The organism is Marisediminitalea oceani (assembly GCF_003731635.1).
GTDB lineage: Bacteria > Pseudomonadota > Gammaproteobacteria > Enterobacterales > Alteromonadaceae > Alteromonas > Alteromonas oceani.
Genome location: NZ_RCUA01000001.1, coordinates 1 through 13,995, shown reverse-complemented (window position 1 = coordinate 13,995; position 13,995 = coordinate 1). Strand labels below are relative to the sequence as shown.

The following is a 13,995-nucleotide window of genomic DNA, read 5'->3' as shown; positions in this document are numbered from 1 at the left end:
CGTGATCAACGAATTTCCACAAAGGGTAAAAAACGCGGCTGAGGTTCAATGTCGGTGCGTTCAAATTCGCCGAAAGGTGGTAGGGTAAGATCATCCGGCGGCGCCGCGAGCTGATTTAAGTCTACCGCCTGCGCCACACCGGTGATCCGGCCATTTTCAATTGTCATCTTATAGTAGATACCGTTCCAGAAGTTAGCGCCAAACTCCCCTTTTTTCTTGTACATAAACAGTAAATCGTGTGCCAGCCAGCTAAAATCATCGGTACTCACCGTGCGGGGTTGCTCATAAGGGTAAGGCAGGTGACACCACAACTCTGGGCCTTCCAGGCATTTCATTTCTTTCATTGATAAAAAGTAATCGGTGAAGTGGCTGTGGTCGATGGTGAGTGTGTAGTGAATCGCATCAGCGCCGGGCATGAAAGTGACACTGCCGATGTCCAGTTGCTCGCCCTTATTGCCTTTTAATATAATGCGCTTCTCACCTGAGAGCGGGTTATCAGGTTGCGCAACAGCAATTGAATGGCTTACGCCCATCAATTCCAAAAGCAGGGCAGCGAGGGTTAACAGGTTCATGGCGGCATCCAGGTAGTCGGTCTTTAGCTAACTATAGACGCGAGACGTCACGGCGAAAGGGTACTTTAGGCCAATTAAAGTAGTAGCCCCAGCCGGAATAAGCGTGTGGGGCGATTGAAGCTCGCAATGCCTAAGCGCTTGATTTAATATGCCCCTAAAAGTAAGGAATGACACTCACATGCGGTCTGAACAGCCTCTTGCCACAATGCCAATTACCCAGCTTAAGGGCGTTGGCGCCAAAGTGGCGGAGAAACTGGCTAAAATCAATCTGGTAACCGTGCAGGATGTGCTCTTTCATCTGCCTGCACGCTATGAAGACCGCACACGTATCTATCCCATCGGCGATTGCTTGCCGTTCACCCACGTTAGTATTCTTGGCGAAGTTAAATCAGCTGATATCCAGTATGGCAAAAAGCGCATGCTGGTAGTGAAGCTATCCGATGGTACCGGCACTATAACGCTGCGATTTTTTCATTTTGGCGCTTTGCAGCGCACCATGATGTCGCCCGGTAATCAGATCAGGGCCTTTGGCGAAGTACGCACCGGCAAATGGGGGCTGGAAATGATGCACCCCGAATTTATGCTGATTGAAGAAGATGCCGCGCCCATGGAAGAAACCCTCACACCGGTATATCCCACTACCGAGGGCGTGAAACAGCTTACCTTACGTAACCTTACCGATCAGGCTCTGGAAATTCTCAATAAGGGCGGCCTGACCGACCTATTACCCGACGGCATGTATCAGCAACAGGTCAGCCTGAAAGAAGCGCTTACGCTGGTGCATCGTCCGCCACCAGACGTTGCGCTACAGGAACTCGAAAACGGTGAGCACCCGGCGCAGATGCGCCTGATCCTGGAAGAACTGCTGGCCCAGCATTTAAGTGTGCTAAAAGTACGCCAGCAAAGCGATGCGCAGCCTGGTATTGCGATAAACGTTGACCAAGAGCTGGTATATAAATTACTCGCCGCCCTGCCATTTAAACCCACTGGTGCCCAGCAGCGGGTAACCGCCGATATTCAGCAGGATATGGCGCGTAGCCGACCCATGATGCGACTGGTACAGGGCGACGTGGGTTCCGGTAAAACCCTGGTTGCCGCACTGGCAGCGCTGTCGGCCATCGGTGGCGGTTATCAGGTCGCGCTCATGGCGCCCACCGAACTGTTAGCCGAACAACATGCCAATAACTTCAGGGACTGGCTGGCACCGCTCGGCATTGAAGTGGGCTGGCTGGCCGGCAAACTAAAAGGTAAGCAACGTGCTGAAGTACTTGAGCGCCTGGCAAGTGGTGAAGTGCAAATGCTGGTGGGCACCCATGCCATTTTTCAGGAACAGGTAACCTATGATCAGCTGGCGCTGGTGATTGTGGATGAGCAACACCGTTTTGGCGTACATCAGCGTTTGGCGTTGCGCGAAAAAGGCGAGCAGCAGGGGCGTTTTCCCCATCAGTTAATCATGACCGCCACCCCTATTCCCCGCACGCTGGCGATGACTGCCTATGCAGACCTGGACACCTCAATTATTGACGAACTGCCGCCCGGGCGTACACCGGTAAAAACGGTGGCTTTACCTGACTCCCGCCGCGGCGATGTTATTGAACGGGTGCGCGAGGCTTGTCAGCAGCAAGGGCGTCAGGCGTACTGGGTGTGCACGCTTATTGATGAGTCTGAAGTTTTGCAGTGTCAGGCGGCTGAAGATACCGCGGTGATTTTAAAAACCGCCCTGCCCGACCTGCAAATTGGCCTTGTTCATGGCCGCTTAAAGGCTGCGGAAAAGCAACAAATTATGGGCGCTTTTAAGTCTGGCGAACTCGATTTACTGGTGGCTACCACGGTGATTGAAGTGGGCGTAGATGTGCCTAATGCCAGCTTAATGATTATCGAAAACCCGGAGCGGCTGGGCCTGGCTCAGCTTCATCAGTTACGCGGCCGGGTTGGTCGTGGCGCGGTAGAAAGTCATTGCGTACTAATGTACCAAAGTCCGCTGTCGAAAACGGCCACTAAGCGCCTGGCAGTATTGCGCGAGTCGAATGATGGATTTTATATCGCCCAGCAAGACCTTGAAATCAGAGGTCCGGGTGAGCTTATGGGCACACGCCAAACCGGTATCGCTGAGTTAAAAATTGCCGATATTGTGCGTGACGCGCCGCTTATTCCACAGGTGCAGGAGATTGCCAACCGTCTATGGGCAGAATACCCGGCCCGGGCGCAGGCCATAATCAACCGTTGGATAGGGCAGAAGGAGCATTATGGTCATGCCTGAGTTACCGTATTTAAGGCTGTCAGCACAACAACTGGCCGCGCCTACTGAGGTTGAGCAACAGCTAATCTCGCTGACCAGTTCGGTGGGTATCAAACCAGAGAGTGAAGCGTCGGGCGAGCAGTCGCTGGTGCTGGAGATCGTTGATGACACCCTGCAGTTAACAGATTTGACGGTGGCCAACAGTAACGGTGTAATCGTGGATTTTCTGTCGGGGCAGAGTCAGTACCGACGTCAACATGGTGGTGGCAGTAAAGAGCCGGTGGCTAAGGCTGTGGGCATCAAAGCCAACCAACCTATTTCCGTACTGGATGCTACGCCGGGGCTTGGACGGGATGCATTTGTCCTGGCCGCACTGGGTGCCAATGTGATTATGATTGAGCGTTCGCCGGTGGCTTATTTATTGTTAGCGGATGGCCTGCGTCGTCTCGCCCTGCAGGAACCAGAGCTGGCCAGACAATTTGTGTTGTACCATGCCAACAGCTGCGATTACATGCAGCAACTGGCAGCAGGTAGCGTTGATGCAGTGTACCTCGACCCAATGTTCCCCCACCGTAAAAAGTCGGCGCTGGTGAAAAAAGAAATGCGCCTGTTCCAGCTGATGCTCGGCCCCGACGAAGATGCCGATTTGCTGTTACCCGCAGCGCTTCATGCCGCCGCAAAGAGGGTGGTGGTAAAGCGCCCTAACAGTGCATCACTGCTGGCCAATCAAAAACCTTCTATGGCAATCGCCAGTAAGAAGCATCGCTTCGATGTGTACATTAAAAACGCATGATATTGGCAAAGACCTAACGCAGTTTGCTGTATCTCTATGATTACTTCTGACGTCAGGGGGATAGCCTAAACATTCTAATTCTTAAGCTAGCTGAGCGATAGGATTGCGAAAATGTCCAGATGAAATGACCGTGAGTTTTTAATTTTGTCAGATAAGTTTGTTTAAAATAATAAGCCTCCGTTAATCGGGGGCTTTTTTATTTCACAATTTACAGATACTGTTATAGTTAAAAGGTAATTTACCTAAGACAGCTTGCTGTTAATTATATAATTTCTCTGGGAGAACAACATGATTGATGTGGGTAGCACCCTGCCGGAAGTGACGTTTGGATTAATGAAGGACGGCAAAATGACCAGTCCGCATACGAATGAATTATTTAGCGGTAAACGCGTAGTTCTTTTCGCTGTGCCGGGTGCATTTACACCAACCTGCTCGGAAGCACATTTACCTGGTTATGTTGCTCTTGCCGATAAGATTAAAGCCAAAGGTGTGGATAGCATTATCTGTTTAAGCGTTAATGACGCTTATGTGATGGATGCCTGGGGCAAATCGGCCAATGCCGATGAAATTCTGATGGTTGCTGATGGCAATGCATTTTTTACCAAGAGCATTGGTTTAGACATGAACACCAGCGACTTTGGTGGCATTCGCTCTATGCGCTACTCAATGCTGGTTGAAGACGGCGAAGTGGTAAAACTGAATGTTGAGGATCCGGGTCGTTTCGAAGTCAGTGACGCCGAATCGATGCTGAAAAGCTTATAGCGCTACTCCCCCCGGTATACTTAAAGTGCGCCGGTTTCTTTAGGCGGTGACAGGTAACCAAAAGATTACCAGCACCGCTTATTTTAATTATTCACAGGATGCGAAGATGTTCCGTAGTTCAGTACAAAGGTATAGCCTGATTGTGTTGGGTTCATTAATGGGGTTGTTTGCCTGCTCTGCTGCAAATACACCCGGGGAAGTTGAAGTAACCGGCGGCAAAATAAAAGGCACCGTTACTGAACAACTGGTAACCTACAAAGGTATTCCATTTGCTGCGCCCCCTGTGGGTGAATTACGCTGGCGCCCACCTCAACCGGTAACGCCATGGACCGGAGTGAAGGAAACCACCGATTACGGTAACGATTGTATGCAGTTGCCTTTCCCAAGCGACGCAGCGCCGCTAGGGAAAACGCCGGCAGAAGATTGCTTGTACGCCAATGTCTGGGCACCTAAAGATGCCGATGGTTCAACGCCGGTACTGGTGTGGATCTACGGTGGTGGCTTTGTTAATGGCGGCGCGTCTCCAGCGGTTTATGATGGCAGCGAATTTGCCAAAAACGGCGTTATTTTTGTGAGCTTCAATTATCGTCTGGGACGCTTCGGTTTCTTTGCCCATCCGGCGCTTACGGCAGAAGCCAAAGCCGCTGGCGATATGCTGGCTAACTACGCGTACATGGACCAAATTGCAGCGCTGAAGTGGGTGAATGAGAATATTGCTGCCTTTGGTGGTGATGCGAATAACGTGACCATTATGGGGGAATCAGCCGGTGGCGGCTCAGTTCATGCCATGATGCAGGCGAAGCAGGTAAGAGGGCTGTTTAATCGGGCAATCATCATGTCTGGCGGTGGCCGTTCACTGTTTGGTCATCGCAAAGTCAGTGAGCCAGTGCCAGGCTCTTTGGCCGGTGAACAGTACGGCCTCAATTATGCCGAGAAGCATGGTATTACCGGCAAAGACGCAGAAGCCCTGGCTGCACTGCGGGAATTGAGCGCGCAAGACATCGTTGACGGGTTTAATCTGGCTACTCTGTTTAATCCGTCACCAACAGATAAACCAACCTGGGCGGGCGGCCCTATGCAAGATGGAGAAATTATCACAGCAACTACCGAAGATGCCCTTCGCGATGGCAGTGTAGCGAAAGTGGATGTAATGGTAGGGGCTACCAGCATGGACATTGGCTTTAATAGTTTTAAAACCAAAGCCGGGCTGTTTGCTTCCTTCGGCCCTTATACTGATAAGGCCCGGCAAGTGTATGATCCCGCCGGTGACTTACCGTTCCAGGCCGTGGGTTATTCGGTAGGGCAGGACCGCACTATGCAGGAGCCAGCTAGATTTGTGGCGGAACAAATGACCGCACATGGTCAGAAGGCTTTCTATTACCGTTTTGGCACCGTTGCCAAGAGTAACGATAGTCCTGGGGCTCCCCATGCTTCGGACATTCCGTTTTTCTTTAATACGGTAGCAGCCAAGTATGGCGATGCCTTAACTGAGCAGGACGCAGCGGCTGCTGAAACTATTCATCAGTATATCGTCAGCTTTGCCAAAACAGGTCAGCCTGAGAGTGACGGTGCACCGGCCTGGCAGGCTTTCGACCCGGCGCAAAGTAATATGCTGAATATGACCCGCAGTGGCGAAATGAAGCACGCTACCGACCCATGGAAAGCCCGGCTGGATGTGGTTAAAGCAGCGGTTGAACACAGCAATTAAATCTGCCAAACCATATTAACCACGCTTCTCCTGACCTATAATACGCCGGTCAGGAGAGGAGCGTGTTGTTTTGAATAAGTTTGACGTAGTAGTGATTGGCGCGGGGGCAGCCGGATTATTCTGTGCAGCTGAGGCCGGGAAGCGCGGCCGCAGCGTGGCGGTGCTGGATCACGCAAAGAAAATCGGCCGTAAAATCCTCATGTCTGGTGGCGGCCGGTGTAACTTCACCAACATGTATGCCAGCCACGAAAACTTTCTGTGTAACAATCCACACTTTTGTAAATCAGCGCTTAGTCGGTATACCCAGTGGGATTTCATATCCCTGGTGGCCGAATACGGCATTGCCTATCATGAGAAAACCCTGGGTCAGCTATTTTGCGACGAATCCGCGGCCGATATCGTGAATTTACTGGTAAGTGAATGCCGTAAGGCCAACGTCGACATCACCACCCGCTGTGAAATCCTCAACGTTAGTAAAACCGATGAGGGGTTTGCCTTAAGCACCTCTATGGGCGATTACGAATGTGAATCCCTGGTGGTGGCTACCGGTGGACTGAGCCTGCCAAAACTCGGTGCCACCCCCTTTGGTTATAAGCTGGCAGAGCAATTTGGCCTTAAAGTGTTGCCCACCCGGGCAGGGCTCGTGCCTTTTACCCTGCATGAACAAGACAAAACGATCCTGGCCGAACTGAGCGGCGTGGCTATCGATACCTATGCCACCTGCAATAATACCACTTTCAGAGAAAACACCTTATTTACCCACCGTGGCTTAAGCGGCCCGGCCATGCTGCAGATTTCAAGCTACTGGCAACCAGGCGACACCTTGCATATTAACGCTTCCCCCACTTTTGATATCGCTGAAAGTCTGGCGGAAGCGCAGTTAAAGAATCCTGATTCTTTAATAACAACCTGGTTATCAAAACACTTCCCTAAACGGGTCGCTGCAACCTTTTGCGAATTGAACCACTGGGAAAACAAACCGGTTAAGCAGTTAAACAGCAAAGAAGCCGACGCCATCGCCGGATTTTTTGAAGATTGGCAGATTCAGCCAAACGGTACCGAGGGTTATCGAACGGCCGAAGTGACACTTGGCGGCGTAGATACTGACGAGTTGTCATCAAAAACCATGATGAGCAAAAAAGTAGAACAACTATTCTTTATCGGCGAAGTAGTAGACGTCACCGGTTGGTTAGGTGGCTACAACTTCCAATGGGCCTGGAGTAGCGGTTGGGCGGCGGCGCAATATGCCTGATGTGTGAAGCAATTAACCCTACAACCGCACTGTAGTATCAGCCTTAGATTAACTACTTACTATCTACAACTTTTCAGACTCTCATGATCAGGCTGACTCTAACAATCCGGTTGCAGTATTGCGGTTATAATTCCTGGGAGACAATCGCACAGGAGCCATATATTAGACTAACTCAGCCAGCCTTTACGAATTCGGGAGTCGCGATAGCGCCATACGCAGGCAGCAAAAACAACAAATGCAACATCGATAACCAGCGAATTCAATACCATCACGTCAGGGTAATGCACTACAGCGTGGGTAACGGGTAATATAACAAGCAGTATTGTTAGCATTTTCAATAAGCCCAGATGGGTTTTAACCAACACTTGTTGCCGCAATGCGCCAACCAGTACAGCGGTTAATATAACCCAGAATACGGGCTTTGTTGCCAGTCCGAATAGCAGCGAGGCAATGGCAGCAATAACCATGGCTATAGGTGTACCCCATACTATGCCCATCCAAAGTTGATTCAAAATATCCTGTTTTTGCCGCTTTGCCAGCCACAGGTTTATCCCGGTCACAGAAATAATTGTTAGTGCAAAGCCCATCAACCCGAAGAATATTTTCATGGCTTCTGGCCCAAAGTGACCAAAGTGGATGCGGTACACCGAAAAAATCGCCTGCTGCCCGGCTTTGCCATCCGAATAACCCACTTTGTTGATGTAATTGCCATGGGAATCAAAGCGATACTGTTCAGCATAGATCAGTTTATCCATGTGTTGCGAACTGAGCAAAATGTACTGACTGTCCCTGGTAGCATTCTCCAGCGTGACAAAAATCGGCTGGGTATTCGGTGCAATGCGGTCTAATTCGGTCAAAGCGCCCGCTATGTTTGCTATCTGAGGTTGCGCCTCTACCTGTATGGATGAGCCATAAATATCGGCAAACAAATCCATTTTATTGCCGGCATACAGCGCATCGGCGTAAAACGAGGTCAGGAACGACGCCAGGCCAAAATACACGCCGGTTAATGCAATCATCAAGTGAAAGGGGAGTCCCCATACGCTCATTCGATTATGTAAATCACCCTGGGTTAATTGTTCGTTATTGCCGGTACGTAAACGAAATGCGTCTTTAAAAATGCGTCTGTGGGCAATGATACCGGAGATGATCAGTGCGCTTAGCATGGCGCCCAGCATACTCACTATCATCATCCCTGTGTCTTCAGGTAAATGCAGCGCAACATGCAAGTCTACAATCAAGTCGGTGATCGGCGTGCTGGAAGGTTCACTTAAAGACCCATCAGGCGCAATATTCCATACCTCGCCATCGGCACTGATGCGCGCGCGAGGCAGATCCTGTGTGGGTAAACGCACAACGATGTCACCTTCCGCGCTGCCGCCCTGCATGGTTAAGAACTGTTTGTAGGCGGCCTGAATGGTGGCCGGCGAATAATCGAGGTTGTCTGCGACATGGGGTTGCTCCCAGCGGAGCAGTTCCTGCGAAAAAACAGAAAGTGCACCGGAAAAACACACCCAGTACATTAATACACTGACAGCCAGTCCTACCCATGCATGGCTTTTTAACGCATTTTTATTGGCGTTGGGAGAAATCGAAATCTTCATACTAAACACTGTAAATTAGCAAATAACTCAACACGCCAATGAGGCTGACAGATAAAACGGGTCGCCACTCTGTGTTGTCGGCACACAGCCAGTAAACAAAAGCGCCCCACAACACCGGCATGGTATAAATGCCCAGTGCAATCTGATTGACCTTATTCATGGGCAAGGCCGTGGTCCACACCACGGTAAGTAACATGGCACTGACAGCGCATAAAAAGATAACGGCAGCCGCTTTCAGCAAGCGCAGGGTGATATTGTTGACACCAGGCCATTGCATACCCGACTCAAAGGGTAATACCACCCGTTTAATATTTTTATCTACGCGCTGTCTGGCAACATAAATCCAGCTCCATGCTTGCAGTGAAAACGCCACCACCGCGTAACAGGTGCCTAATTCAGGGCCGTGCTCATAGCACCACAACCAAAGGCTGAACAGCATCAAAACCACCGCTAACCCCTTCATTAACTGACCAGGCGCGGGCCGTTGAGTGCGCCAGGCTGTATAAAACATCCCCACCGCAAACGCGCTGCCGGTAAAGGCAGCGAGAGATAACATCATGGTTTACCCACTAAAAGCTCACTGACGCTGATAGCTTAACCGTTCGCGGCTCACTCAGCACCAGATAATTAGAACCAGGGTAACCGCCAACGGACGCCCAGTAATTATTATCAAACACGTTATCGATACGCGCGCGGAGCGTGATGTCTGTCAGGCCAACCAGGAAACTGTATCGTGCACCAATATCAAACCGGTTAGACGCGTCTACTTCCAGGCTGTTGTCTGCACTGGCGTATTGCTCAGACGTATAGGCAGCGCGGGCGTCGAGCGTCAGACCAGGAAGGGCCATAACGTCCCATTCAAGGTTTACATTTAACTGCAGATCCGGCACGCCAATCGCTGTTTTGCCATCTAACAGGCCGCCCTGGGTTTTGGTCATTTCGGCATCCAGCCAGGTAAAGCCACCTACAACGCGAAGGTTGTCGGCAGGCATGCCAAACACACTTAGTTCTACGCCCTGATTTTCCTGTTCGCCGTCGGTTGAAAAGACATTGTCTTTCACCACAGATGACTGCTTCGACGTGCTAAACACACTTAACGCACCACCATACCGGCCGGCATCGTATTTTACGCCCACTTCAATCTGCTCAGCGCTATAAGGGTCAAACACCTCACCGGCATTCTCAATGGGCTCACCGCCACTGCTGGCTGGCGCCACTTCTCCTGGCAATAGCCCTTCAATATAGTTGGCGTAATAAGACAATTGCTCTGAGGATTTATAGACGACACCCGCAACCGGTGTGAATTTCGACTCATCATAAGACGCTAAGGCAGAGCCATCATTGTAATTGAAGGAACGGGTCTCGATATTTTGTAAACGACCCCCCACGGTTACCAGTAATCTACCATCCAGCAACGACAACATATCGGCAATAGCCACACTCGACAGGTCGGTTTCTTCCGTCACCAGCGGGTTGTTGAGTTCACCGCCAACAAAAAAATCTGCGGCAGGCATATCTGCCGGTTGCGGATCATAAATACTGCCAGGAAACCCTGCGAAGCTGGAAAACGCATAGGCGTTTTCAGACGACAGTGAAAACACCGACGCCGACGTGATCAGTGTATGAGCCACATCGCCGGTGGCAAATTCTATATTCACGCCTACTTCACCAGAGCGAATACTGTCGTTACGAGCGTTGTCGAAACGATAAGCACTGCTATCGCCGCTCACTTGCGCGGTAGGGTTTGCAAAAATGTTGTCTTCTTCACCCTCCCGGAATCCATATGCCGCCCAGGCGGTAATGGTATCGGTAAAGTCATATTCGCCGCGAACGGCACCAAAAAGCTGGCGTTCATTGGTATAAGTCCATGGCTGAGCAAAGTTGGTATCGCTTTCAGGCGCGTCTGGAATACCACCAGAGGGGGTGACTGCCGGGCGTGGCGCATCGACCTGGTGATCCTGAAAGCCTAAATCCAGCGACACCCTTACTTTTTCGCCTTCGTGATCGATACCCACCGAGGCAACGCTCAAATCGCGGTCCTGATTCTCAACGCTGGTTTCGCCGCCGCGTTGAACCAGATTAACACGTACACCAGTGCTGTTACCTTCTTCACCAAAGCGGCGGCTCACATCTACTGCGCCCAGTAAATGGCCTTGTGATTCATAGCCCAGTGTAAAGCGGTTAAGCGGCTCTTCGCCGGCCCGCTTAGGCACAATATTCACCGAACCGCCCAGACCACTGCCACCCGGAGCAGCACCATTTAGAAAGGCACTGGCACCACGAAACACTTCTACCCGCTCAAGGAGTTCTGCTGCCACATACTGGCGCGGTAAAATGCCGAATAAACCGTTGTAAGTCATATCGTCGGAATACACGGGCAAACCGCGCATAACGTACAGTTCCTGAAAGTTACCAAATCCTTTTGCAACGCGTACTACCGGGTCATTTTGCAGCACATCCGCGACACTGCGTGATTGCTGCTCGCGAATAATATCGGCAGTAAAGTTAATGCTGTTGAAGGGCGAATCCATCATATCCAGGTTACCCAGGATACCGGCACGGCCGCCGCGCGACACCTGGCCACCGGCAAAACTATCGTTGAGTTTTACCTGAGAGCCACTGACGGTGATATGTTCAATATCGTCACTAGCCTCACTGTTTTGCTGTGACGTTTGAGCATAGGCGGCAGGGCTAATCATGGCTATACCGATCATCACCGTTAAGGCATTTTTACGAAAGTTCATTGATATTCCAAGTTCGTTGCATTGCATGAAAACGCAAATGATAGTTATTTACATGTCGGTGGTCAATCAACTTAAGGTGGTTGCAGCAAAGCTGTATTTTTAACACGCTGGCGGCATATTAAGGTGTAAATTATTAACGCTCTTGTTATCAGATAGTCGCCGCAGGGCAGTTGACAGGTATTAACTTGCGTAAACCCGATAATTCAGACGGTTGGGCTAACTAAGGGGGTATAGTCGGCCCCTGAAGTGCTTAGCAACAGTGCTGGTGAGATACTGCTGAATCCCTGCAGCGGCGCCTGGATCAGGGAGGTTGACTGCCTTGGATGTGAACCTGCCCATACCCGCCAGAATGCAGTACCAGGAAGGCCGTAAATAAACCAATTGATCGTCAATACTGTCGAGTGCTTCCTCAAACTCGCCACTGCCATCCCAGGCATTTAGCAACAAAGACAGGTTTTCCGGGACCCTGATATCATGGCGACAAGCCTGCCAGTATGGCGTATCTGTACGAGTATTCAGATAGTAGTGAGCCACGATGTAATCACGGATCCCGTCGAACATCCTGTTCATTTCTGTATTGTATTGGGAGCGGGTAGTATTTGTTACCGGCTCACCTAACCGGCTCACCTAACCGGCTGGACAACTGGTAAATCCCATAATGCACCAACATCAGAGCGGTAGCCTCCAGAGGCTCGATGAAGCCCTGGGCTAAGCCAATGGCAATGCAGTTGCCACGCCAGTGTTGCTGCAAGCGGCCCACGGGCATAGTAAGGTGGCGGGCTGGTGTTTCAGTAACCGTTCACCAGGGCCCTATTGACAGTTAGTAATATTTATTTTCAATGATCGTGGGGATCCTATTGATTGATCCCGCCAGTCTGTCAGAGTGGTTTCATGCCACGTAAAAAGCAGCCCACAAAGCCACCCGTCGCTACTAATCTCGATGATGCCAATGAGCTCATTAGTACACTCTGGGACAGGCTAAATGACCTCGAAGACCGACTGAATCAAAACAGTCGTAATTCATCGCGCCCGCCATCTTCTAATGGTCCGAGTGTAGCTTCATCTGCGCCAGCTAAAAAGCCGACGGGCCGTAAGCGCGGTGCGCAATCCGGCCATAAAGGTAGTAAGCGGATGCTGGCCGATACCGTTGATGAGACGCGCACCTATTATCCCGACGATACTTGTGCTTGCGGTGGTGACATTGCTATCAATGATTCCCCTTATCGTCGGCATCAGGTATTTGATATTCCCAGCCAGGCATTCTCTGTAGTCGAACATCAGTTGCATCAGGGCCAGTGTTGTCAGTGCAGTAAAACGGTAAAAGCAACGCTACCTGACAACGTGAATCAGGGGCAGATGGGAAATAACCTGCTAGCCTATGTGGCAATGCAGTCGGGGCAGTTTCACCAGAGTATCAGTAAAATCCAGCAGCAGCTCGAACAGAACTTCGGTTTATCGTTCAGTCGCGGTGCTATCTCTGAAGCGCAGGGCCGGGTTAGTTCAGTACTGACGCCAGCGTATCAGGATATCAAAGAGACGATGCGCACTGAGGCGGTGGTGCACTGCGATGAAACCCGTCATCAGCGTGGTAACGAAAACCGCTGGATGTGGCAGGTATGCACAGCAGAATTATCATGCTTTATGACGCACTTCTCACGTGGCGCCTGGGCGGCAAAGAAACTACTCGGCGATAATCCGGAAAACATTGTTGTTACTGACCAGTATGCCGGTTATCACTACATCGATTCAGACCACCGTCAATTGTGCTGGGCGCATATCTTAAGAAACATGAATGCGCTGGCGGAAAGCTGGGGTACGAATAAAACCTATGGAACAACGTTAGTCAGGCTCATTCGCATACTGTTCCGGCTGCAACACCGGTATGAGAGTAACGCACTAAGTGAAAAGCGATACCTGGACCGGATGGAAAAACTACGCATCGCCTGGCGAGAGCAACTTGAACTGGCATCAAGACGCTGTGTGACTCCCCGCTATCAGAACCGGTGTAAGCTACTGCTAAAACACGATGACATGTGCTGGGTATTCCTCAGTCACGATGGCGTCCCTCTCACTAACAATGAAGCCGAGCGTTCATTGCGAAGCTATGTGCTGTGGCGAAAAGGCAGCTATGGCGTGTGGTCACATCGGGGCGAACTGTTCAGACAACGTATACTCACCATCGTAGAAACCTGCCGAAAACAAAAGCTGAATCCTCTGAAATGGATCCGGGCAATACTTGCTGCGACGCTGAATAAAACCACCTATCCTCTGCTCAACGACTTTAAAGCTGCCTGTCAATAGGGCCTTGGTGAACGGTTACG

12 protein-coding genes are annotated in these 13,995 nt (G+C 50.8%); 6 read left to right on the top strand and 6 right to left on the bottom strand.

Annotation, left to right across the window (positions count from 1 at the left end; translation table 11 throughout):
• Positions 1-5: 5 nt before the first annotated feature.
• Positions 6-572, bottom strand: coding sequence for a hypothetical protein (locus D9T21_RS00055; RefSeq protein WP_123323160.1), 567 nt, complete (start codon positions 570-572; stop codon positions 6-8).
• Between the two features lie 178 nt (positions 573-750).
• On the opposite strand from D9T21_RS00055, the gene recG reads away from it, so the two are divergent.
• From recG to D9T21_RS00030, 5 genes are all read left to right on the top strand, one after another.
• Positions 751-2,832, top strand: a complete 2,082-nt coding sequence (gene recG, locus D9T21_RS00050; RefSeq protein ID WP_123323159.1) for an ATP-dependent DNA helicase RecG — start codon at positions 751-753, stop codon at positions 2,830-2,832.
• The gene (locus D9T21_RS00045; RefSeq protein WP_123323186.1) at positions 2,825-3,604 is read left to right on the top strand and encodes a class I SAM-dependent methyltransferase; all 780 of its coding nucleotides are present in this window, start codon (positions 2,825-2,827) and stop codon (positions 3,602-3,604) included. Before recG ends, D9T21_RS00045 begins: the two co-directional genes overlap by 8 nt.
• A gap of 288 nt (positions 3,605-3,892) precedes the next feature.
• Positions 3,893-4,366 (top strand): peroxiredoxin, encoded by a 474-nt coding sequence (locus D9T21_RS00040; RefSeq protein ID WP_123323158.1) that lies wholly within the window; start codon positions 3,893-3,895, stop codon positions 4,364-4,366.
• A gap of 106 nt (positions 4,367-4,472) precedes the next feature.
• Positions 4,473-6,074 (top strand): carboxylesterase/lipase family protein, encoded by a 1,602-nt coding sequence (locus D9T21_RS00035; protein WP_123323157.1) that lies wholly within the window; start codon positions 4,473-4,475, stop codon positions 6,072-6,074.
• Between the two features lie 70 nt (positions 6,075-6,144).
• Positions 6,145-7,326, top strand: coding sequence for a BaiN/RdsA family NAD(P)/FAD-dependent oxidoreductase (locus D9T21_RS00030; protein ID WP_123323156.1), 1,182 nt, complete (start codon positions 6,145-6,147; stop codon positions 7,324-7,326).
• 167 nt (positions 7,327-7,493) lie between these two features.
• Here D9T21_RS00030 and D9T21_RS00025 read toward each other — a convergent pair whose 3' ends face one another.
• From D9T21_RS00025 to D9T21_RS23080, 5 genes are all read right to left on the bottom strand, one after another.
• Positions 7,494-8,930, bottom strand: coding sequence for a PepSY-associated TM helix domain-containing protein (locus D9T21_RS00025; protein WP_123323155.1), 1,437 nt, complete (start codon positions 8,928-8,930; stop codon positions 7,494-7,496).
• A 1-nt stretch (position 8,931) separates the two neighbouring features.
• On the bottom strand, positions 8,932-9,489 hold the full coding sequence (locus D9T21_RS00020) for a hypothetical protein (RefSeq protein ID WP_123323154.1): 558 nt from the start codon (positions 9,487-9,489) through the stop codon (positions 8,932-8,934).
• 10 nt (positions 9,490-9,499) lie between these two features.
• Entirely contained in the window at positions 9,500-11,674 is a 2,175-nt protein-coding gene (locus tag D9T21_RS00015; RefSeq protein ID WP_123323153.1) for a TonB-dependent receptor, read from the bottom strand.
• Between the two features lie 216 nt (positions 11,675-11,890).
• Positions 11,891-12,244 (bottom strand): tryptophan 7-halogenase, encoded by a 354-nt coding sequence (locus D9T21_RS23085; RefSeq protein ID WP_277423844.1) that lies wholly within the window; start codon positions 12,242-12,244, stop codon positions 11,891-11,893.
• 40 nt (positions 12,245-12,284) lie between these two features.
• Positions 12,285-12,440 (bottom strand): tryptophan 7-halogenase, encoded by a 156-nt coding sequence (locus D9T21_RS23080; RefSeq protein WP_277423843.1) that lies wholly within the window; start codon positions 12,438-12,440, stop codon positions 12,285-12,287.
• Between the two features lie 125 nt (positions 12,441-12,565).
• Here D9T21_RS23080 and tnpC point away from each other — a divergent pair, with 125 nt between their 5' ends.
• Positions 12,566-13,975 carry an IS66 family transposase gene (gene tnpC, locus D9T21_RS00005; RefSeq protein ID WP_123323152.1) on the top strand — a complete coding sequence of 470 codons (1,410 nt, stop codon included), beginning with the start codon at positions 12,566-12,568 and terminating at the stop codon, positions 13,973-13,975.
• Positions 13,976-13,995: the final 20 nt, after the last annotated feature.

Bases quoted from the DNA above. Each gene is read 5' to 3' on its own strand.
- D9T21_RS00055 (WP_123323160.1), bottom strand. From the start codon at position 572: ATGAACCTGTTAACCCTCGCTGCCCTGCTTTTGGAATTGATGGGCGTA.
- recG (WP_123323159.1), top strand. From the start codon at position 751: ATGCGGTCTGAACAGCCTCTTGCCACAATGCCAATTACCCAGCTTAAG.
- D9T21_RS00045 (WP_123323186.1), top strand. From the start codon at position 2,825: ATGCCTGAGTTACCGTATTTAAGGCTGTCAGCACAACAACTGGCCGCG.
- D9T21_RS00040 (WP_123323158.1), top strand. From the start codon at position 3,893: ATGATTGATGTGGGTAGCACCCTGCCGGAAGTGACGTTTGGATTAATG.
- D9T21_RS00035 (WP_123323157.1), top strand. From the start codon at position 4,473: ATGTTCCGTAGTTCAGTACAAAGGTATAGCCTGATTGTGTTGGGTTCA.
- D9T21_RS00025 (WP_123323155.1), bottom strand. From the start codon at position 8,930: ATGAAGATTTCGATTTCTCCCAACGCCAATAAAAATGCGTTAAAAAGC.
- D9T21_RS00020 (WP_123323154.1), bottom strand. From the start codon at position 9,489: ATGATGTTATCTCTCGCTGCCTTTACCGGCAGCGCGTTTGCGGTGGGG.
- D9T21_RS00015 (WP_123323153.1), bottom strand. From the start codon at position 11,674: ATGAACTTTCGTAAAAATGCCTTAACGGTGATGATCGGTATAGCCATG.
- D9T21_RS23085 (WP_277423844.1), bottom strand. From the start codon at position 12,244: ATGAACAGGATGTTCGACGGGATCCGTGATTACATCGTGGCTCACTAC.
- D9T21_RS23080 (WP_277423843.1), bottom strand. From the start codon at position 12,440: ATGCCCGTGGGCCGCTTGCAGCAACACTGGCGTGGCAACTGCATTGCC.
- tnpC (WP_123323152.1), top strand. From the start codon at position 12,566: ATGCCACGTAAAAAGCAGCCCACAAAGCCACCCGTCGCTACTAATCTC.